Origin of the sequence: Paenibacillus amylolyticus, assembly GCF_003719335.1 — a bacterium.
In the GTDB taxonomy this organism is placed as follows: Bacteria; Bacillota; Bacilli; order Paenibacillales; family Paenibacillaceae; genus Paenibacillus; species Paenibacillus amylolyticus_D.
Genome location: NZ_RIAS01000003.1, coordinates 114,498 through 141,041 on the forward strand (window position 1 = coordinate 114,498; position 26,544 = coordinate 141,041).

At 43.3% G+C, this 26,544-nt stretch carries 22 protein-coding genes and 2 pseudogenes; 11 read left to right on the forward strand and 13 right to left on the reverse strand.

All coding sequences use genetic code 11. From position 1 onward, the window contains the following. Window positions 1-216: 216 nt before the first annotated feature. Entirely contained in the window at window positions 217-2,637 is a 2,421-nt protein-coding gene (gene helD, locus EC604_RS07295; RefSeq protein WP_123063526.1) for an RNA polymerase recycling motor HelD, read from the reverse strand. 462 nt (window positions 2,638-3,099) lie between these two features. On the opposite strand from helD, the gene EC604_RS07300 reads away from it, so the two are divergent. Continuing rightward, a complete protein-coding gene (locus EC604_RS07300; protein WP_123063527.1) occupies window positions 3,100-4,080 on the forward strand; it encodes an aldo/keto reductase in 981 nt (326 codons plus the stop codon). A gap of 199 nt (window positions 4,081-4,279) precedes the next feature. Here EC604_RS07300 and EC604_RS07305 read toward each other — a convergent pair whose 3' ends face one another. Further along, the gene (locus tag EC604_RS07305; RefSeq protein WP_123063528.1) at window positions 4,280-5,320 is read right to left on the reverse strand and encodes an NAD(P)-dependent alcohol dehydrogenase; all 1,041 of its coding nucleotides are present in this window, start codon (window positions 5,318-5,320) and stop codon (window positions 4,280-4,282) included. Between the two features lie 210 nt (window positions 5,321-5,530). On the opposite strand from EC604_RS07305, the gene EC604_RS07310 reads away from it, so the two are divergent. Further along, window positions 5,531-5,953: a MerR family transcriptional regulator gene (locus tag EC604_RS07310; protein WP_123063529.1), complete on the forward strand. Its 423-nt coding sequence runs from the start codon at window positions 5,531-5,533 to the stop codon at window positions 5,951-5,953. A 23-nt stretch (window positions 5,954-5,976) separates the two neighbouring features. Beyond that, window positions 5,977-6,882, forward strand: coding sequence for an AraC family transcriptional regulator (locus EC604_RS07315; protein WP_123063530.1), 906 nt, complete (start codon window positions 5,977-5,979; stop codon window positions 6,880-6,882). A gap of 111 nt (window positions 6,883-6,993) precedes the next feature. Here the strand turns inward: EC604_RS07315 and EC604_RS07320 are convergent, their stop codons facing one another. Beyond that, a complete protein-coding gene (locus EC604_RS07320) occupies window positions 6,994-8,034 on the reverse strand; it encodes an ABC transporter substrate-binding protein (protein ID WP_240036704.1) in 1,041 nt (346 codons plus the stop codon). Window positions 8,035-8,344: 310 nt separating this feature from the next. Here EC604_RS07320 and EC604_RS07325 point away from each other — a divergent pair, with 310 nt between their 5' ends. Beyond that, window positions 8,345-9,178: an undecaprenyl-diphosphate phosphatase gene (locus tag EC604_RS07325; protein ID WP_123063532.1), complete on the forward strand. Its 834-nt coding sequence runs from the start codon at window positions 8,345-8,347 to the stop codon at window positions 9,176-9,178. A 152-nt stretch (window positions 9,179-9,330) separates the two neighbouring features. Next, entirely contained in the window at window positions 9,331-9,987 is a 657-nt protein-coding gene (locus EC604_RS07330) for an MBL fold metallo-hydrolase (RefSeq protein ID WP_123063533.1), read from the forward strand. Between the two features lie 37 nt (window positions 9,988-10,024). On the opposite strand, the gene EC604_RS07335 is transcribed toward EC604_RS07330, so the two are convergent. Next, window positions 10,025-10,648, reverse strand: coding sequence for a hypothetical protein (locus tag EC604_RS07335; protein ID WP_123063534.1), 624 nt, complete (start codon window positions 10,646-10,648; stop codon window positions 10,025-10,027). 210 nt (window positions 10,649-10,858) lie between these two features. Here EC604_RS07335 and metE point away from each other — a divergent pair, with 210 nt between their 5' ends. The 3 genes and pseudogenes from metE (at window position 10,859) to EC604_RS07350 (ending at window position 13,952) form a co-directional block, all read left to right on the forward strand. Beyond that, window positions 10,859-13,156, forward strand: coding sequence for a 5-methyltetrahydropteroyltriglutamate--homocysteine S-methyltransferase (metE, locus tag EC604_RS07340; RefSeq protein ID WP_123063535.1), 2,298 nt, complete (start codon window positions 10,859-10,861; stop codon window positions 13,154-13,156). Between the two features lie 270 nt (window positions 13,157-13,426). After that, window positions 13,427-13,678, forward strand: a pseudogene (locus tag EC604_RS07345) ((4Fe-4S)-binding protein). Continuing rightward, window positions 13,671-13,952: a GNAT family N-acetyltransferase gene (locus EC604_RS07350; RefSeq protein WP_123063536.1), complete on the forward strand. Its 282-nt coding sequence runs from the start codon at window positions 13,671-13,673 to the stop codon at window positions 13,950-13,952. The pseudogene EC604_RS07345 and the gene EC604_RS07350 overlap by 8 nt, the downstream one beginning before the upstream one ends. A 92-nt stretch (window positions 13,953-14,044) precedes the next feature. Here EC604_RS07350 and EC604_RS07355 read toward each other — a convergent pair whose 3' ends face one another. Next, window positions 14,045-15,976 carry a fructose-1,6-bisphosphatase gene (locus EC604_RS07355; protein WP_123063537.1) on the reverse strand — a complete coding sequence of 644 codons (1,932 nt, stop codon included), beginning with the start codon at window positions 15,974-15,976 and terminating at the stop codon, window positions 14,045-14,047. A 243-nt stretch (window positions 15,977-16,219) separates the two neighbouring features. Between EC604_RS07355 and EC604_RS07360 the strand changes: the two genes are divergently transcribed. Further along, entirely contained in the window at window positions 16,220-16,939 is a 720-nt protein-coding gene (locus tag EC604_RS07360; protein ID WP_123063538.1) for a glucose PTS transporter subunit IIA, read from the forward strand. A 21-nt stretch (window positions 16,940-16,960) separates the two neighbouring features. Beyond that, a pseudogene (locus tag EC604_RS07365) lies at window positions 16,961-18,364 on the forward strand (glycoside hydrolase family 1 protein). 318 nt (window positions 18,365-18,682) lie between these two features. Here EC604_RS07365 and EC604_RS07370 read toward each other — a convergent pair. Next, on the reverse strand, window positions 18,683-19,675 hold the full coding sequence (locus EC604_RS07370; RefSeq protein WP_123063539.1) for an acryloyl-CoA reductase: 993 nt from the start codon (window positions 19,673-19,675) through the stop codon (window positions 18,683-18,685). Window positions 19,676-19,836: 161 nt separating this feature from the next. Between EC604_RS07370 and EC604_RS07375 the strand changes: the two genes are divergently transcribed. Then, window positions 19,837-20,430: a TetR/AcrR family transcriptional regulator gene (locus EC604_RS07375; RefSeq protein ID WP_123063540.1), complete on the forward strand. Its 594-nt coding sequence runs from the start codon at window positions 19,837-19,839 to the stop codon at window positions 20,428-20,430. A gap of 345 nt (window positions 20,431-20,775) precedes the next feature. On the opposite strand, the gene EC604_RS07380 is transcribed toward EC604_RS07375, so the two are convergent. From EC604_RS07380 to bshB2, 7 genes are all read right to left on the reverse strand, one after another. After that, window positions 20,776-21,204, reverse strand: a complete 429-nt coding sequence (locus EC604_RS07380) for a nuclear transport factor 2 family protein (RefSeq protein ID WP_240036705.1) — start codon at window positions 21,202-21,204, stop codon at window positions 20,776-20,778. Window positions 21,205-21,476: 272 nt separating this feature from the next. Continuing rightward, the gene (locus EC604_RS07385; protein WP_240036706.1) at window positions 21,477-22,070 is read right to left on the reverse strand and encodes a redoxin domain-containing protein; all 594 of its coding nucleotides are present in this window, start codon (window positions 22,068-22,070) and stop codon (window positions 21,477-21,479) included. 13 nt (window positions 22,071-22,083) lie between these two features. Then, window positions 22,084-22,797, reverse strand: a complete 714-nt coding sequence (locus tag EC604_RS07390; protein WP_123063541.1) for an ABC transporter ATP-binding protein — start codon at window positions 22,795-22,797, stop codon at window positions 22,084-22,086. Next, window positions 22,790-23,611 carry an ABC transporter permease gene (locus EC604_RS07395; protein WP_123063542.1) on the reverse strand — a complete coding sequence of 274 codons (822 nt, stop codon included), beginning with the start codon at window positions 23,609-23,611 and terminating at the stop codon, window positions 22,790-22,792. The genes EC604_RS07390 and EC604_RS07395 overlap by 8 nt, the downstream gene beginning before the upstream one ends. A 24-nt stretch (window positions 23,612-23,635) precedes the next feature. Then, window positions 23,636-24,238 (reverse strand): nitrous oxide reductase accessory protein NosL, encoded by a 603-nt coding sequence (locus EC604_RS07400; RefSeq protein WP_240036707.1) that lies wholly within the window; start codon window positions 24,236-24,238, stop codon window positions 23,636-23,638. Further along, window positions 24,235-25,632, reverse strand: coding sequence for a right-handed parallel beta-helix repeat-containing protein (locus EC604_RS07405; RefSeq protein ID WP_123063544.1), 1,398 nt, complete (start codon window positions 25,630-25,632; stop codon window positions 24,235-24,237). Before EC604_RS07405 ends, EC604_RS07400 begins: the two co-directional genes overlap by 4 nt. 218 nt (window positions 25,633-25,850) lie before the next feature. Further along, window positions 25,851-26,528, reverse strand: a complete 678-nt coding sequence (gene bshB2, locus EC604_RS07410; RefSeq protein WP_123063792.1) for a bacillithiol biosynthesis deacetylase BshB2 — start codon at window positions 26,526-26,528, stop codon at window positions 25,851-25,853. Between the last annotated feature and the right edge of the window lie 16 nt (window positions 26,529-26,544).

Genomic DNA, 26,544 nt, shown 5'->3' on the forward strand with positions numbered 1-26,544 from the left:
GCACAAAATCTTGCATTCCCCTACCCGTTACATCCGTTGTTAGCATTAGGAAAATTAGAGAATAACGCCAAAAAAGCCGCTATCGCAGCGACTTTCTTATGACGTTATTAAAAGCGAAACTCGTTGAATCAACTGTTGCATCTGGACAGCCGCATGTCAGCCGATTTAAATAAATTCGCAGTTGAGGCAGAGATTTATACTATGGAAAAGGTGAACTTAGACATTTTTTACATCATACAAATCTTCAGGTAATGCCTGCACAAAAGGTGACCAGCTTTTCAAAGTATAGAGATGCAACCGATGCATAGCGCGAGTACAAGCCGTGTAGAGCAGTTTACGGTCATATTCTTCCCCAAATCGAGCTGCGGAGGCATCATATACAAGTACTGCATCGAATTCCACACCTTTGGCAAGGTACACGGGAATGACCATCACGCCTTTTTCAAACTGCTCCGTGCCTTTCGTAATCAGCTTTAGTCCCTCTACGCCGATCTCTCGTAAACGTTCATATGCAAGGTAACTCTCGGCTGCCGTTTTGGTTATGATGGCAATCGAACGAAAACCCTCTGTCTGAAGCGCCTTAACGTCAGATTGGATGAACTCATCACGCTGATTCTCTCCTGCCTTTGCCCGGATTAAAGCCGGTTTTTGATCCCTTCTGTCAAAAGCCACAATTTCATCGCCGCCTAGCAGCATTGCTCGGGTAAACTCGACAATTTCGCGAGTCGAGCGATAGCTCTGTACCAGCCGGATAAGCGTCGTTTCTTTGTCTCCATATAGACGGATTAAAGGAGAATCGGTAGCAGCAAGTTCTGTAGCCTGCATATAGATCGCTTGCCCAAAATCACCTAGTACCGTCATGCGGGCACGAGGAAACAGCTTTTTGAGATATTCATATTGGAACGCCGAATAATCCTGACCCTCGTCGACGAACACATGACGGATATCCGTGTTGATTCGCACGCCTTCGATCATTTCTTTTACATATAAATACGGGGTAGCATCTTCATGAAACAGCTTGTTCTGACGCAACATGTCTTTGGTTTGTTTGCAGATTTCATCCCAGTGAGGTGGAACTGCCGCTCCATTCGTACGTTCTTGATAAGCTACGGCATCTACAAATAGTTGTTCATAAGCTGACTGAACATTGACGAACTTGAACTTTCGTACACGCTGCCTCAACGGCTTGAACGTCTGTTTCACTATTTTTCGCCGTAGCAATTCTTCTTCTCGTTCCAGAAAATCAAATGAGCCTTCATCCAGATCAGGGTGTTTGCCAGCATTCTCCCGTGCTGCATACTGCTCCGCCACTTCGAACACAGCCTTTTCCTTGTGCAGCTTACCGTATGCATCCGCATAGTCGTCCGTGTCGAGGTAATTTAACTCTTCCTCCACCCAGTCCGCTTGTCGTTCCTGTTGCTCTAGAACAGTCAGCTGTTTCAGTAGCCATTCCTGTAATAACAATATACGGCTTGGTAACGAAAGGTGGATATCATACGTAGAGAATTGTGCCTTCATTTGAGCTGAAGTAATAAACTCCCGTTCACGGAACCGAATGCCGATAAAGTTTAACCCTTCCCGTCCAAGCCATTCCCCATAGTTCTTCAAAGCTTTCATAAATTCCGCGGATGCTTTATAGCGAATGCCTTCCATACGAGCAGCGTAACTTGGTTCCCCACCAGCAGTAAGCACATACTCCATTTGGTCAAGCGGATCTTCCGGTCTCAAACTAGATCCCAGCCAATAATTCAAATACTCCTGAAACGTCGTCTGTTGAATGTTCTCTTCACCTAGCTCAGGCAATACACTCGAGATGTAACTGGCAAACATCGGATTTGGCGAAAAAAGAACCATCTGATCCGCCTTGATCGTCTGGCGATGCTTATATAATAGATAGGCCACTCGCTGAAGCGCGGCGGATGTCTTCCCACTGCCTGCTGCTCCTTGCACAATCAGCATTCGGCTGTGATCATTACGGATAATCGCGTTTTGTTCCTTTTGAATCGTGGCCACGATGCTTTTCATCTGAGCATTCGCACCTTTGGAGAGCACTTCCTGGAGCATGGCATCTCCAATTGTTTCACTCGCATCAAACATACCCAGCAACTGACCATCCTGGATTTGAAACTGACGTTTCAGTTCAACCGTCCCCTCGATTTTTCCCATAGGTGTCTCATAATCTGCCGAACCGGAGCCATAGTCATAATACAGACTTGCTATCGGCGTACGCCAATCATAGATTAGAAAATCCAAGCCTTCTTTGTCCGTAAAAGAAGACACACCAATGTAAATTTGCTCCGTAAAACCAAGACCCTTTTCCTTAAAATCTATACGTCCGAAGTAAGGTAAAGGCAACAAACGGTTTACATTTTTCCACTGCTGCACTAACAACTTATGTCCACGTTCACGCTCAGCAAGTACTCTCGCTTGCTGATTAATTGTATAAAAGGCTTCTTCAAAATCCGTGTATGAACTCGTATTGATCGTGACTTCTTCCCAGAAACGTTTGCGAATTTCCGTAGCCTGATCTGCAAGACCTTCAACTTGGGGTTCAAGTTCATCAAGTCTCGCCTTCAATTCATTTCGCACGTAAGCCAATCTTTCTTTTTCCAATTGCCACTCGTTCGTTTCTGCCATATCCGTTAACCACACTCCTCAACCCATTTTTGTGGAGAAAAAAAGCGCGTTGACAAATCGAAGAATTCGATGTATGATTATTTTAGGAGAAATAATGATATACCAATTCATATTCCACGAATTTCAACTGCGCTCATGATTATATCACAGCGTATTTTTGCATTCAATCTTTTTTATTACGCTCATGAGACCTTTTCCTTTCAAAGGCCCAACATTTTAAATTATAATTCCACTCTCATTAAAGCCTTTTGGTCTATTCCAAGGGGCTTTATTTCATTTGATGCGCTACGTTTCCATACGTAAAGGACTCCTACTTCCCATTTTGATCGGATCAGGCAAACCTTTGATTGAAATATACTACAGTTTCATTAGAGAACCATGACATAATAGAACAGAAAACAGCCATCCTATTAGATATGTGAAATACGTGGCAACTTTGATTTGAAAGGAATTGTGATCACGATGGAATACGTTAAGCTTGGTAATACAGGACTCGATGTCTCTCGCTTTTGTCTCGGATGTATGGGCTTTGGTGATGCCAGTAAATGGGTTCACGAGTGGGTGCTGAACGAAGAAGACTCCCGATCCGTGATTCGCAAGGCGCTGGATCTAGGTATTAATTTTTTTGATACGGCCAATATCTACTCACTCGGCACAAGTGAAGAATATTTAGGACGAGCTTTAAAGGACTATGCGAGCCGGGATGAAGTTGTGATTGCGACCAAGGTTCATGGGCGAATGCATGAAGGCCCCAACGGCTCCGGGTTGTCCAGGAAAGCCATTTTGAGTGAAATTGACAAAAGTCTGAAACGACTCGAAACCGATTATGTAGATTTGTATATCATTCATCGATGGGACTACAACACGCCTATCGAAGAAACGATGGAAGCACTCCATGATGTGGTGAAGTCCGGTAAAGCCAGATATATTGGTGCTTCGGCTATGTTTGCGTGGCAGTTCCAGAAAGCATTATATACAGCGGAGAAAAATGGCTGGACCAAATTTGTTTCGATGCAAAACCATTTGAACCTGATTTACCGTGAAGAGGAACGGGAGATGCTTCCGCTGTGCAAAGAGGAAAAAATCGGCGTTACGCCATACAGCCCACTCGCATCCGGCAGATTGACAAGAGATTGGTCTGTGACCACACATCGTTCAGAGACGGATGTGATACAGAAATCAAAGTACAATGCCACAAGTGACGCGGATCGCATTGTTGTCGAACGGGTGGCGGCTATTGCCGAGAAGTATGATGTGCCTCGTACACACATTGCTCTGGCATGGCTGTTACAGAAAGAGACTGTGACTGCTCCGATTATCGGCGCAACGAAACATTCACATCTCGATGTTGCGATTGCTGCATTGTCCGTAAAGCTGAATTCAGAGGATGTCGCTTTTCTAGAAGAGCCTTATATACCACATCCTGTCGTGGGCGCACAATAAACATTATAGATGGAGCATCATAAAACATACTTATGATCCGTCAACGATATGACCGTAAGGTGTTAGGGTCTTCAAAATGTTATCGTAAAAACAAATAGCCCCTCCTTTCCTTATGCGGAAATAGGGGCTATTTACTGATGCTCAGTTTTATTTATTCAAAGGCGAAGGCGTTAACTAAACTCTCTTCCCACCTGCTCTTTTAAATGGTGCTTGTATCAATTACAAAGCGATATTTAACATCTGAAGCGAGTACACGCTTGTATGCTTCGTCAATCTGATCTGCCGAAATAACCTCAATGCTAGGTGCAATATCATGCTCGGCGCAGAAATCAAGCATTTCTTGTGTCTCACGTATGCCACCAATCATCGAACCGGCGAATGAACGACGATGTCCGATCAGCGAGAATGCATTGACGGCGAGTGGCTCAGGCGGAGCCCCTACATTAACGAGTGTGCCGTCCAACTTGAGCAGCGAGAAATAAGCATTGATATCAATGCTGGCACTTACTGTATTAATGATCAGGTCTAATGAGCCTGCCAGCTTTTCGAATGTTTCCGGTTCGTTCGTTGCGTAGTAGTGGTCTGCCCCAAACTGCAATCCGTCTTGCTTTTTACTCAGGGATTGAGAAAGAACGGTAACCTCAGCTCCCATCGCATGTGCGATTTTAACCGCCATATGACCGAGGCCACCCATCCCTACGACTGCAACCTTCTTACCCGGACCAGCGCCCCAGTGATGCAACGGAGAATAGGTGGTAATTCCGGCACATAGCAGAGGTGCAGCAGCATCCAGCTCAATATTGTCAGGAATGCGCACTACAAAATCCTCGGTTACCACGATATGTGTGGAATAACCGCCTTGGGTTGGCTCACCGTATTTGTCTACTCCTGCATATGTTGGAATGTTACCTTTCAGGCAGTACTGCTCTTCTCCTTTACGGCAATTCTCACATTCGCCGCAAGAGTCGACCATACATCCAACGCCTACTCGGTCGCCTACTTTATATTTTGTTACACCACTTCCTACTTCGGTCACAATCCCGGCAATTTCGTGACCCGGTACGAGTGGATAATTGACGGGTCCCCACTCCCCATGGGCTGTATGAATATCCGAGTGGCAGATACCAGCAAACTTAATTTCAATTAATACATCCGTGGTATCCAGATCACGGCGGTTAATTTCTGCGGAACGGAAGGCTTGATCGGGTCCATCCACGGCTCTGGCTTTAGCTGTAATCAATATGATAACCTCCTCATGATTTTGGAATCTTCTTTATCTTACGCCCTATAGTTAACTCTAGGTCAAATGTTTTGCTCTACTTTTTTAAAAAAAGTGTTCGTTTTGACATCACTCCTGACCGCATGATAGAATTCACTCGCATCAGCGAAAGCCATGCAGCCTACCGGCTTTAATCTCGATCTGATCTAGAACTGAAAGGAACAACCCTATATGACATATTCCATTAGTGAAGTCGCTAAAAAATTGGATCTGACTGTGTATACATTACGCTATTATGACAAAGAGGGGCTCATGCCCTTCGTCGAACGCAATTCGACCGGAACGAGACAATTCAAGGAGTCCGATATTGATTTTCTGAAAATAATCCAATGTTTGAAAGCTACAGGAATGCCTATCAAGGATATCCGGGAATTCATAGCCTGGTGCTCTGAAGGTGATGCAACCTTGCATCAGAGGTATGACATGTTTTCCGAACGCAAAGCCTGTGTAGAAGCTCAGATGGAGGAACTCCGGAGAACAATGGAAGTTATTGAGCATAAGCGCAGTTATTATCAGCAGGCCATTGAAGCTGGAACGGAGAACATTCATAAAACTGCACTGGCTCCTAACCCTGAGCACGCAGCAAGCTCCTAAAGTAAATGAAAGGATCTTATCCTATGTCTAAGCCATATCAGCAGCAGTTAGTTGAACTTGCCAGACTTATTCATCCGTACACGGTCAATGAAGGTGTCAATTCAACCGAGCTTCCCTCCCTTTCTCTGATTCGTGAATCTGACATCACTGAGCCGATTTTCAGGTTGAACGAAGCTTCTTTTTGTATCGTCGTTCAGGGTCAAAAGGAAATGCTGCTCGGACAAGAACGTTTCCAGTACGGATCTGGCAGCTATATTGTAGCTACGATGGATTTGCCTGTAAGCGGCCAAGTCATAGAGGCTTCGCCTGCCACTCCTTATCTCGCATTAAAGCTTGAATTCACATGCAGTGAAATTCTGGAGATAGTTCAGCATACCCGTCTCTCTCCTATGTCGAACGATGCTACCAGACGAGCCATGTATGTGAGCAAAACCTCTCCAGAACTGCTGAATGCCGTGATCCGATTAGCTCAGTTGCTTGAAGGGGACGCGGAGGATATCTTCATGCTCTTCCCGTTGTTTAAAAAGGAGATTTTGTACAGAATACTAAAAGGACCTCAGGGCAGTGCACTGAAGCAGATGGCACAAGAAGGATCACACACGTATCGTATTCGTAACGTGATCGAACACATGGTGACACATATTAGTCAGCCAGTCCGGATTGAAGAACTGGCGGAGCTGGCGAATATGAGCCAGGCTTCCTTCCATCGACATTTCAAAGCAGTTACTGCGATGAGCCCGCTTCAGTTCATCAAACAACTGCGTTTACAAGAAGCTCGTCGTCTGTTAATGTCTCAAGCTGTGGACGCATCAGAGGCTGCTTATCAGGTTGGATACGAGAGTCCGTCACAATTCAGCCGTGAGTATTCCCGCTTGTTTGGTTGTCCTCCAATGGAGGATATTAAACGATTGAGAGGGAGTATGTACTAACATCTTCCCTTAACATTATCTCGATCCACGCAAAGAGGCTTCCACCTAAACGGTGAGAGCCTCTTCTTTTCCTTGGTTCAATTTGCTCTAAATACAGTCTGCCTGCTGAAACTACTTGGATGCCGAAAGTAAGCTATCCGTAATAAATTTAAGCTGTCCTTCCAACGATACCGGATCATTATAGGTGTCAGACGATGGATCTAGCTGAAATACATGATTGGCTTTCACAGCCGGGAGGTTTTTCCATAACGTATTTTCATATACCTTCCTGGCATCACTTTGATCTCCAGACCACGGGCTGGTGAAAATAATGTCCCCTGCATACTCCGGCACCACCTCCATCGAGATAGAAGCCCAGCCCGTTCCGCTATCAATCGCTTCCGCTTGGGCCTTGGTTGGTGCTTTAAGTCCAAACTCGCCGTAGATGATCTCTCCCCCGCGACCATAGTTATGACCGAACACAAATAACCCTTTTTCATATGGATTCAAAATGGATACGGTACGATTGCCTACAGCAGCTAAGACTTTTGGTTTCAGCTCGTTAATCTGAGCACTCCATTGGGTAACCCACGCTTTGGCCGCATCTTCTCTGTTCGTGAGTTTGCCCATCTCCAGCATCAAATCTTTGTAATTGCGCTTACCGTATTCCATCTGCACAACAGGTGCAATCTGTGACAGCTTGTCGATGCCTTCTGTACCCGTGTACACAAAAATCAGATCAGGTTTCAGAGCAAGTAGCTGCTCTGGCGTAGGCGCCTGTTCACCTAAATCTGTTGTTCCTTGAGCAGCAAGTTGCTCTTTGATGTATTTGTTATTCATCGCGCCTGAATTTGCTCCAACGACAGGAGCATCCAGTGCTACAAAGTATCCTGTAGAGAAGGCCGTCAGATCTACAATCCGTTTAGGATTTTTCGGCACTTTCACTTCACCAGCATCAGACTGGAATAAAACCATCTCATCTTCTGCACCTGCTCCTGTGTCGGTCGAACCATCTGAGTTGCTACTTGTTTTGCCTACGGCATCTGATGATGCAGCAGTGTTCTCTTCTCCATCTTTAGCTGGATTTGTAGCAGACTGACCACATGCGCTCAGGATGAGTATGAACACCAGCGCCATCATCATCCATATTGAACTTCTTTTCGTACTACGCAAAATAACCCCACCTTTAGTGTATTGGATTCTATCAATTAAATGATATTGATAATCGTTATCAACGATATCATGACTCTAGCATTTTGACAATACAAGTTTAATATATTCATTTCTCACTTCGTCTACTCCTTGCAAAACAGCCTCTCCCTTACATTTCTACTGGAAATTTCATTCCAAACTTGCCATCTAGTAAGTTAAAAGGCTATCATCATGAGAGTGGATAGAGAGATTTAACAAAGAGAATGATTTTAGAGTATGGTTTTAGAACATGGTTTTAGAGATTGTAGAGAAATGTTTCAAGGAGGACAAGATGGATCAGATTATACTGTGGTTAAAGTACTTTTTTTTGGGCATTGTTCAAGGTGCAACGGAGCCGATTCCAGTCTCCTCCAGCGGTCATTTAATTATTGCCCAGCGCCTAATGGGACTGAAGCAAAACGGCCTTTCTTTTGAAATTTTGACGAACACCGCCTCATTAATTGCCATTGTTTTTATTTTTCGGGAAGACATCATGAAGCTGATTACCGGTGGATGGGGTTACTTAACAACTCGTAAACCGGAATATCGGGCAGATAAACCGGAATATCGGGCAGACTTTATGTTTTGCTTATATATCGTTATCGGTACGATTCCTGCTGCCGTTGCTGCTGTGCTGTTCAAAGATCAGATTGAGAGCATCTTCTCATCTGTTTATACGGTCGCAGTGGCCCTGCTAATTACGGGTGTAGCGCTCTGGCTTATTCGTAATCTGCGCGGCCGCAAACAGGACGGTGATTTAAAAACAAAGGATGCTGTGCTGGTTGGACTTGCTCAAGCCGTTGCTCTTATTCCGGGCATCAGCCGTTCGGGTGCTACCGTTATTTCGTCCATTGCAGTCGGCATGAAGCAGGAAACGGCGTTAAAGTTCTCCTTTATGCTCTACATCCCGATCAGTATCGGCGGTTTGATCATGGGCGCTTCAGATATAGCGCATGATCCTAACCGTTCTCAGCTCGCTATTCCTTACCTGATCGCGTTTATTACGACGCTGGTCGTTACCTATTTCTCGATGAGATGGTTTATGGGCATTATGGCCCGAGGCAATCTGAAGTATTTTTCATATTACTGTTTTGCGGCAGGAACATTGTTACTTATCTTTTTATAAAAGAGATTCTCTATACACAGCAAAGGGACAACTATCGCGGTTGTCCCTCTTTTATTAGGATTCATGACAACCGTATCTTTTGGCAGTCCCTATTCGTTTACTTAAGAAATGTAAAGATCTATTGAAACTTGTTATTAGGAGGTTTGATGTTGATGTTAATTTCGAAAGGAATCCAGATGCTTGAACTCGATTTCGAAGGGGTTATGATTCATCCTGTTCTGATATGGGATGAAAAAACAGCCGTGTTAATTGATTCCGGTTTTCCGGGACAATATGACGATTTATGTCTTGCATTAGAGAAGATAGGCGTGCCGATCAGCCAACTAAAAGCAGTGATTTTGACGCATCAGGATGTGGACCATATAGGCTGTCTTCCCGAGATTTTGCAGGAGTGTGGTACGGGGGTCAGGATATATGCACACGAACTGGATAAGCCGTATATTGAGGGACATCTCCCACTTCTCAAAGACGACCACCTGGAACATCCTCCAAAAGGCAAGATTGATGAAACTGTAACGGATGGTCAGGAATTGCCGTTTTGCGGCGGAATTCGCGTTATTCACACGCCTGGGCATACTCCTGGTCATATCAGCCTTTATTTAATGCGTAGCAAAACGCTGATCGCCGGAGATTCCATGTACAGTGTTAACGGCCAGCTTGGAGGTATTCACGTTCCGACTACACTGGATATAGAGGCAGCGCGCTTCTCCTTGAAAAAGTATCTGGCACTAGACATTTCATCCGTAATTTGTTATCACGGTGGTCTCAGTGATATGCATATAAAGGAACAGATCTCACGGCTGATTTAGAATTAAAAATGCAGATTCCAGTTTCTATTTTCATATATTAAGGTTTGGTATACTGTAAAATGGCTGTCGCCGCTCGCACTCGCAGCACTTCTTCTTCGCTTTCCAAGGCTTCTTTCAGCACTTGAAGTGCCGCTTGAATCAAAGCTTCATCCACATTTGCTGTGAGAGTGTTGCTTGTTTCGGCTGCTGCGCTGACTGCAAGCGCGCGATCCAGCTGAGCTTCTGATACAGGATGCTCAAATTTCACGAGGATGGATGGTGTGTTCCACAAAGCTTGGACTTTATCGTTCAATTCTGCGTATGGAATACGTCCTAACCAAGTGATTCCCCGACGGTGACAGATCAATTCATCCTCAGCACCTAAGGAGTCGTCGTAATAATAATCTCCGATATCCCCTACATAGGTCCATTCCTCATCCCTTATTAAGACGTAGTCCCCATCCTGCATTAGGTTAGCAAACATATGTAGTGTTGCAAGTGTATGAGTTAATTCCGTCTCCCCCAGGCTATACCGCTTAGCCAGTTGTTCTTTCCATTGCTCCGGTGGTGTAAGCTCAAGGTTCCCTAGACCAGACCAAGGGATGCCAATGAAGTTATCTTCCAGAAATGATGTTGTCCTGTTGAAGCCTTGCAATATAGTTTGAATGTAATACAGATTCATTGGTGTTCCTTCCTTTCACTCATTCATATGAACATAATTAGTCATTGTAACATCAGCGGTGTCTCTTTCAAACTTACACATTCTTAAACTCATACCAACCTTTTTTTGTTATATCCTAAGGCTATAACTAGATATAATATAAGGGAATTACGTTATAGCCGTGTATTTGTGATAAATTTTTGTTAACACATTGCAGAGGGGTTATGGCAAATGACAAAAAGCAGCGTATTGGGGTATCCACGAATCGGAGCCGATCGGGAATGGAAAAAAGCACTTGAGGCCTTCTGGTCAGGAAAATTAGAAGAAAACGAACTTCACGCGAGATTACAAGAGATTCGTTTAGATCATTTGCGCAAGCAACAAGCGAAAGGCATTGATCTGATTCCAGTGAACGACTTCAGCTATTATGATCATATTCTGGATACAGCCGTAATGTTTGGTATTGTGCCAAAACGCTTCGCTTATACCGGAGGCGCTGTGCCTCTCTCCGTCTATTACGGCATCGCCCGAGGAACGAAAGATGCCGCAGCCAGTGAAATGACCAAATGGTTCAATACGAACTATCACTATATTGTACCTGAACTGAACGATGCTTCGCCGGAATTGACCGAGAACAAACCACTAATCGCATACCTGGAAGCCAAAGAGAAACTGGGCATTGAAGGCAAACCGGTTATCGTTGGACCGCTGACCTTCCTGAAGCTCTCCAAAGGCTATGATGCATCCGAAACGGATGCATGGATCGATCAGCTACTTCCTCTCTACACTCAGGTGCTGCAAGAACTTGCGGATGCTGGCGTGCAGTGGGTACAGATTGATGAGCCGGTTCTCGTAACCAAATTGAATGACGCGGATCTGCAGCGCTTGAACAAAATCTATACTGCTTTTGCATCCGCTGTTCCGGGTTTAAACATCTTGCTGCAAACGTACTTTGAATCCGTTGAAAACTACAACGAAATCATCAGCTTGCCCGTTCAAGGCATCGGTCTTGACTTCGTGCATGGACTTGAAGGTAACTTGCAATCCATTCAAACGAGCGGTTTTCCGGCAGACAAAGTGCTGGGTGCAGGTATCATTGATGGACGCGGCATCTGGAAAGCATCCCTTCAGGACAAGCTGACATTGCTGGGCACCCTTACTTCTCTCGTAACAACTGAAAGGTTAGTTGTGCAATCCTCCTGCAGCTTGCTGCATGTGCCTGTGACAACAGCACGTGAAGCAAAACTTGCTGCTGAACTCAAAGATGCACTTGCATTTGCGGATGAAAAACTGGATGAGATCGTTATTTTGACCAAAGCAATCCGCAGCACCGATGCGGACATCACTGCTAAAATTAAAGACGCCGAGCAGAAACTACAGGCATTACAAAGCTCCGGGGATCGTAACCGCAAAGCCGTGCAGGAAGCCATAGCTTCCATCCGTGTACAAGAGCCCAACCGCTCACGTGCATTTGCAGAACGTCATGTTGCCCAGCAACAGAAATGGCAATTGCCGTTGTTCCCCACAACAACGATTGGCAGTTTCCCGCAATCCACGGAGGTTAGAAAAGCTCGACAACAATGGCGTAAAAACGAACTAAGCAACGAACAATACTCTTCCTTTATCCGCGATCAGATTGACAGCTGGATTAACATTCAAGAAGAGATCGGCATTGATGTACTCGTTCATGGTGAGTTTGAACGCACGGACATGGTTGAATTTTTCGGTGAGAAGCTAGCTGGATTTGCCTTTACGCAATATGGCTGGGTACAGTCCTACGGATCACGCTGCGTGAAACCACCTGTTATTTTCGGAGATGTTGAATTTGTAGGTGAAATGACGGTTGAGGAAACAAAGTACGCACAGTCGAAAACAGACCGCCCTGTTAAAGGTATGTTGACAGGCCCGATCACGATCATGAACTGGTCCTTTGTACGGGATGATATTGAACGGGAAACGATAGCCTATCAATTGGCATACGCACTCAGACAAGAGGTTGAAGCGCTCGAAAAAGCAGGCATCGGCATGATTCAAGTGGATGAACCTGCGGTCCGTGAAGGTCTGCCGCTCAAGGAAAATAAACAAGCCAATTATCTGGATTGGGCAGTCAAAGCATTCCGCATTACGACATGCACCGTACAGGAAACAACCCAAATTCATACCCATATGTGCTATTGCGAATTCCACGATATGATTGATTCTATTGAAGCGATGGATGCCGACGTGATCTCTATTGAGACTTCACGCAGTCATGGTGAGCTGATTCACAGCTTTGAAGAGAATACGTATGAGCTCGGTATTGGACTTGGCGTATACGACATCCACAGCCCGCGTGTGCCAAGCGTCGAAGAAATGAGCAATATGATTGACCGTGCCTTGCGTGTACTCGATCCGAAGCTGTTTTGGATCAATCCGGATTGCGGTCTGAAAACCCGTGGACAGGAAGAAACCGTTGCTTCTCTGAAAAACATGGTGGATGCAACCCGAATTGCACGGGCGAAGTATAATGCTACTCCTGTTCTAAGCTAGATAAGCTGAACTGAACAACTGATGATGTATACGGACGTTTCAATCATTAAAAGCCGGAATCCTGTATCATGCTGGATTCCGGCTTTTTAAAGTTATCACGTTTAAAATCAGTATTACATCCACGTATTAGGTAATTCTTCACCGTTGACTAATCTCTGATTCCTCATTATAATTCGAACATTGAGAGCCCGGCAGACATGATTTCCATGAATGCATGGGAGAGCGATCCGTATAAAATTCAAACTCTAAAGTGAAAGATGTGAAGAGAATATGAGTAAGGAGAAGTTATACTACGGTAAAGATATCGAGGTCATGTTTAATTCGGATGTATGCATTCATTCCGGTATCTGCGTATAGGGCCTCCCTGCTGTTTTTGATTTGAGCAAGCGTCCTTGGGTTGATCCCGAAGGTGACACTTCGGAGGCTGTTGCCCGGCATATTGATACATGTCCAAGCGGAGCATTGACGTACAAGCTTCTGAACGATAAATTCACAACAAAGAAAGAGGATGAACATGCATAATGTAGAACATGAAGCTGCCAATAAAAGATTTATGATTCAAGATAACGGCAACATTGCTGCGGTGATGACATATGTAATTTCAAGTCCAGAGCTGTACATTATTGATCACACATTGGTCGAAAATGCATACCGGGGACAAGGGCTTGGTGATGAGCTTATCAAAGCTATGGTGGAATACGCGCGGGAAAACGATATTAAGATTTTACCTTTATGTCCTTTTGCCAAGGGTCGTTTCGAACGTATCTCTGAATATGCAGATGTTCTCCATCAATAATACGAATAGTTGCAATTGATTTTTATAAGTGCAGAAAAAAGTACAAAAAGCCTCCCTCGCATGAGTGCTTTTTGTACTTTTAGCATTTGCCCTCATTTCATGTAGCGATAGTCTAGTAGATCCTTCAAGTTTGAGATTTTCCGAAGCAGCTTCTCGCCAACATTGGTTTCTTTCACCAGTTTCCGTTCCAGTTCTTTATCAACCAGTCTTTTTACAGACAATACGTCCGTTCCGTTGCATAACACATCTTCTTTTGAATTGAATTTTTGATGGGCGACGAGCTGCATGCCAAAAGAGTTGTAAAGCAAGGTATATCCGGCAATGCCTGTTGTGGATTGATAGGCTTTGGAAAAACCGCCGTCAATCACGATCATTTTTCCGTTTGCTTTCACAGGGCTCTCTCCACTGATTTCTTTGACTGGGGTGTGGCCGTTAATGACATGTCCATGATCTGGATTCAAATCAAACTCCTGCAAGATTCTTCGACAGATCTCTTCATTTTCACGTAAATGGTAATAAGGATTTTTTTTCTCCTTATGTGCTTCTTTTTCTTGAATAAAATAACGTTCAAAAGTGGTCATTTCTCTCTTGCCAAAGAGTGAGGAACATTCTCCTGTCCAGATGTACCATACCATATCGGTCGCCAGATCTTCTGTCTCTTCCGGATGGGCAAAGGCGTAACGTAAATAATCTTCAAAAACATCAAGCAATTGACGGCCCGCATATGTCTTGTCTTCAATCTGCATTTCTTCCATATTTCCTTCTTCATCCATAGGAATACAGCCGTGGATTAACAAATTTCCGTTGTATTTTAAATAAAGGCTTCCCTTTTTCATGAGGAAATTCATATGTCTAGCCAGCTTTTCGGAATGCTGAACGGAGAACAGCAGTTTCTCCATCACTTGGCGTTCTTCCTCCAGCAATTGTTCAGGCATTTGCGGATTTACGGTTGTAAAACAGGTGTTTTCCAGCTTGTACGTTTTTCCACAGATTTTGATTTCATTTTTGTCGTAATCAATCTGTTCCAGCAAAAGTCTTTCAGACATATTAAAGTATGGGCGTCTCTTGATAATCGGGCTTTCAAGTTTAAACTGGATCATGGCAATGGCTTGGTGAATTTTGGTGATCTGCAAAGTTTCCTGCTCTGATACATTATGGCCAGTCTGTAGCTTAGGTCTGAAGGGCAGATTGTCTTCATAGTATTTCTCCGCCAAGTTTAGCAGTGGGCGCAGATTTATTCCATATACATCTTCTATGATGTCCAGATTGTCGTATCTGGCACAGATCCGGATAATATTCGCAAGGCAGACCAGAGAACCCGCGTACGCACCGATCCAGAGGACATCATGGTTCCCCCACTGAATGTCTACAGAATGGTAATTGATTAGTGTATCCATAATTTTATCGGGGTCCGGACCCCGGTCATAAATATCTCCAACCACATGAAGATGGTCAACCACCAGGCGCTGGGTCGTATAAGCAAGGCCAATAATGAGCTTGTCCGCTTGGCCTAGGGATATAATTTGCCGATATATTTCCTCATAATAAGGATCTTTATTGTTGGTCGAATCCGTCTTGTATAGAAGCTCCTCTACAATATATACGTACTGCTCCGGCAGAGCTTTACGCAATTTCGAGCGCGTATACTTGGAAGAGGCATAAGAAATAAGCTTAAGCATGTGTTCAATCGTTTGTCTATACCACTGGTTCAAAGCCTGTTTATTGCTCAGTTCCCCTATAACCTGCTGTATTTTTTCTTCCGGATAATAAACCAACGCTGCAAAATCATTAATTTCCTGATCCGTCCATACCTCCCGGAATAATTCCTTGATTTTTTCTTTTACGGTACCCGAACCGTTTCGGAGTACATGTTGAAAAGCCTGAAACTCCCCATGCAAATCACTGACAAAATGCTCGGTTCCCTTTGGGAGATTGGAGATCGCTTCAAGGTTGATGATCTCGGTGATGATTTTTTCTTCCGTATCATATTTCTGGGCCAATAAATCTAGAAACTGCTCATCCAAAACAGATGTCCCCCTTCAAATAAGTTATGTGGTATTGAATCTATAGTAAGTTTCCAAGGGACGTTTACTTATATGATGATTATCAGCATTGTCCTCCCTAATCATACTCCAGTTCATCAACTATGAACAAATTTCATCGAATGAATTTTGCCAAGAGGAATAAGCTGCCCTGTAGAATCACGAGCCTGTACCATATTCATAATACAAAAAAAGTCGATTTTACGTCATAGAAGACTAATTCCTTTGTTGCTTATTTCAGGAGCGATTGGCGGAGCATTGATTGCCATATTGGATGTAAGGATTTCGACATTTGTATTCAACAGTATTTTTACAATTCCTAATTATACCCCTGCACTTGGATATGTGATTGGAATTGGCTCAGCCTTTTTCGCCGCGACGATATTGGCATTTATCTTTGGAATAAAAGAAAAAGAGAAAGAAAATGCTTCAAACGAAAAAGCTCAGGATAATACAACCACTCCAAAGAAAGATCAGATGGTTTCGAGCGCAGTCGTTGAAATCTTTTCACCTTTGAAAGGTGAAGTCGTACCGTTGGAAAAAATGGATGATCCTGTATTTTCGACGGGCGCAATGGGTAAAGGAATTGGAATTGAACCTACTGAGGGGATCGTATTTTCTCCGTTTGACGGAAAAGTGGTCGATTTATTCCGCACAAAACATGCCATTGGTTTAGCAAGTGATGAAGGTATTGAGATACTCATTCATATTGGAATTGACACGGTCAAATTAAAAGGCAAATATTTTGAAGCTCATGTTGAGAGTGGTGCCGTGGTGAAAAAGGGAGACAAATTAGTTACTTTTGATGTTCAAGGAATCAAGGATGCAGGGTTTCAAACCGTTACACCTGTTATTATTGCGAATACCAGTGACTATCTAGATGTACTCCCTGCTGACAGTAAGCAAACAAATGCAGGGGATCAGATACTAACTGTTATAAAATAAGCTGAACTAGGAGGAATAACCATGAATCAAAGAAATAAATCATTTCCAAAAGACTTCCTATGGGGAGGAGCAATTGCAGCAAACCAAACCGAAGGCGCTTATCTTGAAGATGGCAAGGGATTATCCATTGTTGATTTAATGCCAAATGGACTTCTCGCAGACCTTAAAGAGGATAGTACTGACCTTAACCTTTATCATGAAGGGATTGGTTTCTATCATCATTACAAGGAAGACATAGCCATGTTCGCAGAAATGGGATTCAAGGCATTTCGTACATCTATTGCCTGGAGCCGTATCTTTCCTAAAGGAGACGAACAAAGTCCAAATGAAAAGGGCTTGGAGTTCTACGACAATGTATTCGATGAATTACTGAAGTATGGAATCGAACCTGTTGTGACTATTTCTCACTTTGAAACCCCTTGGCATTTAGTCAAGGAATATGGTGGTTGGAAAAATCGTAAGATGATCGATTTCTATATGCGTTATTGTGAAACCATCTTTAATCGCTACAAAGATAAAGTTAAATATTGGATGGGTTTTAACGAAATAAATAATATTTATACAGGCCCCACGGCGGCTGGAGCAATCCTTATAGAAGAACATGAAAATCGTCTCCAAGCCATCTATCAGGCAAGTCACAATTGTTTTGTAGCTAGTGCATTAGCAACGAAATTATGTCACGAAATAATCCCTGGTTCTCAAATGGGTGCTATGTTAGCACTTAGTGCGCTTTATCCGAATACATGTCATCCAGATGATGTGTTTGAAACCTATGAAGTAAGAAGACGTTTCCTATTCTTTGGTGATGTTCTGCTTCGGGGAACGTATCCAAGTTATATTTATCGTATTTGGGATGAACATGATGTTCATATCAAAATGGAAGAAAAGGATTTGGAACTGATCAAACAATATCCCTCCGACTATTTAGGCTTTAGTTATTACCGATCCACTACACACAAAGCAGGAACCCGAATCTTGGGACACACGGGCGGAATAGCTGGAACACCGAATCCATACTTGGAGGCTACTCCCTAGGGTTGGCAGATCGACTCTAAAGGCCTTCGTTATGTATGTAATGAATTATATGACCGTTATCAGAAGCCGCTCTTCATTGTGGAAAACGGTATGGGAACCATTGACGAATTTGAGAATGGTGAAATCAATGACGATTATCGCATTGACTATGTAAGAGCCCATATCAAAGAATTGAAAGAAGCCGTTGTGGATGGCGTAGAGCTTATGGGTTATACCTATTGGGGACCGATTGACATTGTCAGTGCCGGAACGGGAGAACTGAAGAAAAGATACGGATTTATTTATGTAGATCGGGATAATGAAGGAAAAGGAACATTGAAGAGAACAAGAAAGAAAAGCTTCAACTGGTATAAGAAAGTAATCGAAACCAATGGAGAGGATTTGGCCTAAACAACAATCCCCAATAAAAAGTGCTAAGTGACTTGGACCAGCGTAGAAGAAATTTATAATTTAAATTCCAGGTTTACTGGTTATTTTCTCCTACTCCTCCAGCATAAACTTCGAAGGAAAACAAAAACAGGATAATTCAGACTGGAATCTCTTTAAGTTTCTCAAGTTCTGAATTACAAAACGAATGAAGTAGCTGGTCTTATGACGCAGCTACTTCATTTTTTCATAATAACAAGATGTGATTTTTAAACTACAGCACATAGAGATCTTTTTACATCAAGTTCTCTATACGCTAGTGAGGTGATGATCTACATAAATTTAAGATACACGTACAAGTATACGTCCGAAAGTTTTAGAATGTAAAACTGTTGATACTGCCTCAGGAACCTCCTGAAGTGAAATTTCACGATCTATTAACTTCTCTAAAGTAGTGGGTTTCATTTCTCCTGCCATTTCTTTCCACAAAATATTTCTTTCTTCTTGTGGACAATAAACCGAATCAATGCCTAACAAATTAACTCCACGTAAGATGAACGGTAGTACTGTTGTTGGAAGGTTGCTGCCTCCAGTCAAGCCACTAACTGCAACCGAACCACCATACATGATCTGGCTTAAAACGGATGCAAGCTGCTGTCCTCCAACAGGATCAACGGCAGCCTGCCAGAGCTGTTTATTTAGTGGTTTATTGCCAGCTTGTACTTCGTCACGAGTAATCACTTCTCTTGCACCAATAAGCTTTAAATATTCTTCAGCTTGAGATTTCCCGGTACTTGCAGTCACATCATAGCCTTTTTTATTGAATATGGCCACTGCCACGCCACCAACACCTCCAGTAGCTCCTGTGACTAGCACCTTTCCATTTTGCGGCAGGACTCCGTTGTCTTCCAGACGTTTAATGGATAAAGCGGCAGTAAATCCAGCGGTTCCATATATCATTGCTTCCTTCAGAGTAAGATTCTCGGGAAGTGGCACCACCCATTCCGCAGGAACACAGGCGTACTCACTTAACCCACCGTAATGTGAGACCCCTAATTCGTAACCTGTCACGATAACCTTCTGTCCTTCATGAAAGCGTGAGTCAGCGGAAGAAACTACATGACCTGATAAATCTATTCCGGGAACAAACGGATAAGACTTTACAATTTTCCCCTCTGAATTGGTTGCTAATGCATCTTTATAGTTAATACTAGAATAAGCAACTTTAATAAGTACATCCCCAGTCGGTAATTGCTCAAACGGGATCGTTTTCACTGAAACTGAAAACTCCTCTAAATTTTTTTCAACCAATAGAGCGTTAAAGTCTTTTATCATAGATTTTCTCTCCTTCTGTTATGTTGAGACGATCTAAAGCTATTTAAACATTTTTATTCTGACCGGTCAACTTTTTTATACTTCCGTTTTATATGTGATATAATATAAGAAATTTTGTATTCTCACTGTGAAATATATTACGTTTTAATTACGGAGGTTTTATGGCTCGTTATAAAAAAACTGAGGAAAAGAAAAGTCATTTGCTTTATGCCGCTTTTCAAGCATTGTCAGATCTCGGTTATGATGCAGTTACACTACAGATTATTTCGGACTATGCCAAGGTTAGTAAGGGTGTTGCTCACTACTATTTCGAGAATAAAGAGGCAATATTCATTGAATTACTTACATGGCTTACAGACAAAATTTTCAAAAAGGAATCATCAAGCATTGCTCTTGAGGAAAAAGCGATTCCAAAACTACAATCATATATTCGTTCGGTATTCATTTCCCCAGAAGAAAATCGAAAATTCTATCGTGTATACCTGGACTTTTTAGCTAAAGCAAGTAGAAATTCAGTTTACAGAGAAATAAACCAAAGATTTTATGACAATTGTAGTCAAATTGGTTCCGAAATTATCACTATTGGTCAAAAGGAAGGAGTTTTTAATCCCCATTTATCTCCAAAAGAGGCTTCTCGAGAAATTCGGGCTATTATTGATGGATACCTTATTCAGTGGCTAATGATGGATGAAGATCAACTTCATGATATCTATCATGAAGGATGCCTTGCTTCTATTTTAAAAATCTTAAAATAGTTAAATAAAAGTGACATGTTTAGAAACCACCAGTGGTAAAATAAAAAAAAGCCTCTTTCCCGAATATTACTCGTGGGTGATCAGTTTACTCGTGACGTGATGGATATCATCCTGAAGAAGACATCTTTTTGTTGAGATAATATAAAAACCGATGGGCATTTTACATATGTAAAGTTCCATCGGTTTCTTTAATTTTAGGATAGTTTGGTACAGGCCACAAATGCCATGAATCGAAAAAACAAGTCAAAAAATTAGATCAAAAGAAGGGTTGCATGGGTTAGTATGTAGCAAGCCAGAAGCTGTTGCTTACCTTAGGCCGCTGAAGTAATACCACCTATATTCATCTTACGAGTTATATTCATTGTAAGCATCTTCAGTCGTCTGCACGTTCTTCATATACATAATCTTTCCCTCTTCATTTAAACGCATAATATCTATACCTGCTTTGGTGAAAACCGTGCCATCTACTGCTTGACCGCATACCACCCAGTTCGTTCGATAACTGCCGTCGGGCTGAAGAACCCATGCATCCCACATATGTTTAATGTCTTTGTTGTATTCATAAATAGTCTTAACAACTACTTCGAATCCTGTACGACTGCTACCGTTTGAAACAATTTCAGCATCCTGCGTGAACAAGGATAACAAATCCTTCATAGCCCGATCGTCAGTGCGAGATGCATCAAACAAGCGGAAATAGTTATTTAACATCGTGATGTTTGCATCGGTGTTCAGAGAGTTAGTAGTGTTACCAGCTGTTGCTGTATTAGACATAGTATTACCTCCTGTATTTTCTACATTATTTTATGTAGCATAATTTAGTTCGAATATTTTCGAACTGTTTAGCCTGAAAAGAAATATATCATACTTACCACAAAGCTGCAATTAATAATTCGAAAATTTTCGAACAATAATAAGAATGTAGAACAATAGCGCTAAAAAATGATCAAACAATCTGAAATTCCTTACATTAAGGAAACCAGCTTGTTTGATCATTATTTTGAAATGCCCCTTATTTTTAACAATCATATATTAATCGTCAACATTCACATACTTTCCTCCAGCCATTGTTGCAAAGGAATATCCTCAGTCAGTTCACCGAGCAAGATATGGCTGAAATGCCCCCCTTGATCAATAACCATTGTGGCTGGCAGGCCATTGATACGGTACAGCTTGGATACCTTACCCGTTGCGTCAATGATCACCGGAAAATCGAACTGATGACTTTTCATAAACTCGTTAATTGTGCCCTTGCTCTCCCCCACGTTAACAAACAGTGTCTCCACGCTGTTTTGGTTTTGCTGCGCAACCTCATGAACCAAGGGCATTTCTCTTACGCATGGCGTGCACCAGGACGCCCAGAAGTTAATCATCACGGCTTTGCCCCGGTAATCAGACAACTGGACTTTCTCCCCTTTGGAATTAACTGCTGTAAAGTCAGGAGCCTTAGCTCCTGCCCGGATCGGATTGCTGTGTTCGGAGCCGGAACTCGATAAATTCGTTAGCACGGCCCATATACCTGTAGTCAATGCTGCCAGTGCAATCAACATCGTAACAATCCGTCTTATTTTCGACCCTTTCTTTCTTTGTCCGTCCTGTTGCTCACTGTTCGTATCCATGCTTTGCGGCTTGTTTTGCATGATCACATCACCTTCACTTTATTCCCAGACTCTGATGAAAAGCAGCATGAAGTGAACCATACTGATTTCGAATATCTTCTACGGTGCCTTCCCCGACATTTGAACCCTGATTCATAAACATCACCTGGTCTGCAATGTCATTCGCCACTTCAAGCTGATGTGTGGAGAACACAACCATATGCCCTTCCTGTTTGATACCTCTCAGCAAATGCACAAACTCCTGCATCCAGAAGGGGTCTAGTCCATTGGTAGGCTCGTCCATGATCAAAAGAGCAGGCTTTGCAAGCATCGCCTGAGCAAACAATATACGTTGCCGCATGCCTTTGGAAAAGGTAGTTACCCGTTTATGTTTTTGCTCGCTGAGTCCCACCATCTCTAACACTTCCTGCACCCGCTCTCGGGGAAGCTTACGGAGCGAAGCCCAGAATAATAAAGCTTCTTCGGCCGTAAGCCCTTGGCTGAACTGATAGTCATCCGGCATATATCCGATCTGATTCGCATACCGCTTGCGATCCTGTGACCAGCGTACGTTATTCACCATAATTTCCCCTGACGTTGGACGCAGAATCCCGGCAAGCATACGTAGCAAGGTACTTTTCCCTGCACCATTCCCGCCGCATATTGCAAATACTTGACCGGAACCAAGTTGAAAGGAGATATCATCTACAATTATTTGACTTTTGATTTGTTTTCCTAGTCCGTTCACAACAACTTCCGATTCATGCACGAGAGCGCCCCCTTTCCCAGATGGCGTAGACAATGAGGATAGAGAAGCTTATCCATAACAGGCATATCCCGATAAATATCGTACTTCCCCATGGCTGTTGAACCCACGTCACCCATTGATAATACTCGGGCCCCAAGATAGAACCGCCGCCGAGTTTGATCACAATAAATAGACGTACCAGCTCAGCCGGGTTCAGAAAGGTCAACACCACCAGCAGCGGTTTTATCCAGAGGTACGGCATTAGTCCTAATATCGCAAGTAATAATGTAGGCCAGCCAATAACGGTGAAAAACCAGATCGATACGGAAATCGTTAACGCCTGCCAGCGGTTACGGGACAACGATCCAATCCATAACGCAACACTTAGAAATAGCAGCACAAGTCCACAAGAAAAAGCCAAAAACAGCAGATAGGTCAACAGATCAATCGGATTGCCAAGCAACCCGCTAACCAGCCCCATCAGGCCGTAGCCAAATGTCACGATGAGCAGCAACACGGCGGCTAGTCCAAGATATTTGCCTGTAATGAAGGATAACGTGCCGATGGGATACGTGGAGAGAAGCTGCCAGCTTCCGTCTTCCTTTTCAGCCGTCAACGAGAATGAACCCAGAAATAGCGTCATCAACGGCAAAAGATACAGAATAAGATTGAGCATAGACCCTGTCGTGCCAGAGTATCCTTGTACTGGAGTCTGTGCATTGAGAAGCAGTAAACTTAAGCTAAATGTGCAAAAAAGGATGAGAAACGAATACGACCAAGGGTTACGAAACCCCGTTTTTAACTCTCTTTTAGCAATCTGTAACATATCAGACATCGGCTTCACCACTCCCTGTCAGCATCAGTGGCTGCCTGATCCTTCTTTCGACTCACCTTCTTGATGCATATCTTTGCTCATATCTTCACCCATATCATGCTTCGAGCCTTGATCCGTCCCGCCCTCATCGTGACCATGTCCGTGCCCGTCTCCGTCCATATTCATGTTATCCATATTCTGAGTCCAATCATGAGAAGCAAGTTCATCCGCAGTCATAACCTTGCCTACACCCTGCTCGGCTACGAAAGCCTCGGCAGCAGCTTTATCCTTGAAGTTAACAATGCCATAGGCCATGGGTGTTCTGAGTGAAGGGTCATATACATAGGTCGCTTTATTGAATTCGATCCATTCTTTATCGTTATAATCACGTACATAGTCCATGCCAATGTTGTCTGTTCCATTTTCTTTTTTCCATTCATTCATGCAGCCAAGGTCATCGAACTTGAAGTTTTTACCGTCCTTCGTTGTAAGCTGTGTTGCAAACGCATCATCCTTCACCTGCATATTACAGATCGCACAGATATCCACATCCTCGTTAATGGGCACAGCCGCATACTTCTGCCCACACGCCGTTAACATCACAGTACCTAACAGCAAAACCATTGCCAAAATCCAACGTTTATTCATTTTCTCCATACCCCCATATAGATCATCGTACTTGCAGACAAACCAAGTAGAATTAAACCAATTATCATAACCAGACTTGATTGGGTTTCCACATTTGTTCCATCTGTCTTGAATGTTCCGGATGTTCCTGAAACTTCAGTATCGTTTTTCACAATGCTCATTTGCGGTGATTCATCTGTTGTCCAATTGCTTTTCCCTTCCGAGTGCAACTCACTCAGAAAGACCATACCCGGTGATTGAAAAAACAGTTGATATGCAGCATTTCTGCTTATTAATTGTTCATAGAACGGGTTGATTGCATAGGAAAGCTCGCTGATTCCATCGTGATTCAGGTCGAGTCCCTGAAATGAATCCCAATAGTTTTCTTTCAAAATATTATCCTTGCTGTCCATTGTCGAGGCATCAATAACGTTGGAGATAAATCGATTTTTCGTAAATTGATTTCCCTCAGCAAGCACCATCTGGATTCCAACGAAATTACGGATTAAGCCGTTGTCATCAATTTCATTGCCTGAGGATTCAGCGATATTCATGCCCACACGATTGCCCTCTACTGTATTGCTGTGGATCTTGGACTGATGCACGTCATAGAGCAAGATCCCTTGGGAATGAACATTCGAACTTTGTTTGCGAAAGGTATTGCCTGACACAATCGTATTTTTCACACCCATGATCATGGCACCTGTCATGTTACCTTCTCCTGTGTTATTCGTAACAGATGACCCATCGATATACATGCAATGAATACCGTACCTGGTTTGCATGAAACGATTATCGTTCACCGCCACGTTTCGACTGTTCTCCAGATAGATTCCATCGAGCACGCCCTGAATTTGATTCTCTTCAATCCTACTGTTATGTGAATTGTAGAGTTCTATTCCGTTGCCTTTTTGACTGCTGGATGCTGTGCTTGCACCTGCCCATTGAATTGAATTATTTCGTATTACAGAAGTAGTCGCATCACGTAGAAGCAAACCAGCTCCCTTGGTACGAAGCTTAAGGTCAGATACTTCGTTATTGCTGCCCGTAATCTGCACAGCTGCTGCTGGCTGACGAACGTTATGTTCAATTGTAAACCCTTCCAATTTCACACCTTCCGCCTGAATGGATATCGCACTTTGTTCCTGTTCATTATGGATGGTAACCGAATCATCCCCAATGAGAGTGAGTGCTTTAGAGATGAGAACGGGGCCTGCATATCGACCAGATTCAAGATGAATAACCGCACCGGTATCCGCTTGGTCTATAATGGGCTGAAGCAGGATGGATTCACGATCTCCAGTGACCCCAGTAGCATTCACGGTAGTTTGAAACACTGGAAGGAGCCCCAGTCCGATCACAATGAGGGCAACCAGAAGACGTTTCCCGAGCCTGAATCGTTTATCAATGTTCATATTTTTACTCCTGTATTTTGCATTCATATCATCACCACTTCCCTCCGTTCCTTCTTATTGTTGCCGCAGTAAAGCGTTATCCCAGTCCTTCACACAGTGTATCGAAAATGATAGATTTCCCATATAGCCCCATTAGGCTATAGCTTGCTTTCTTTTGTGTCCAAATTGTGAGTGAATGAAAAAAAGCCGCCAATTTGGCGGCTTTAGTAGCTTTGAACTTATGCAAATGGATAGGTCCAGAACCGTTCACGCCCAAAGCGTGCTTGAAGTTCTTCATCGTTTAGCTTGCGGTTACCAAGCAACTCTGCGGCTTGAAACTGCGAGCGGTGGGCACGAATCGAGGCCAGTTTTTGCGCCAGAAATTGGGAGACATCTACGGTTACATCTGGCTTGCCAATATGCTGCTCATGATTATTAGAAAAAGCTACGCAGTGAACGACAGGACGCTCTTCCAGCGGTAGACGGCTAACAGCCCTGATCACCGCGGCTCCTGTCGCATCATGATCGGGGTGAACACTGTATCCAGGATAAAATGTAAAGACCAGTGATGGTTTAATCTCCTCAAGAAGAGCCATAATGCTGCCATCCAGCAATTGAGGATCTTCAAACTCTACCATTTTATCGTGAAAGCCCAGCATTCTTAAATCTTGAATACCAATGGCACTAGCTGCTTCAATAAGCTCCTCTTTGCGGATAGATGGCAAGGTCACGCGGTTCGCAAACGGCGGAATCCCCATGTTACGTCCCATCTCACCCAGCGTTAGACAAGCATATGTAACCTGTGCTCCAGAATCAATGTATTTGGCTAACGTACCCGATACGGAGAATGCTTCGTCGTCTGGATGAGGATAAACCACCAGGATGCGTTGATGCTCATCGTGTGCATTCTTTGTCATATGTTGTTCCTCCACT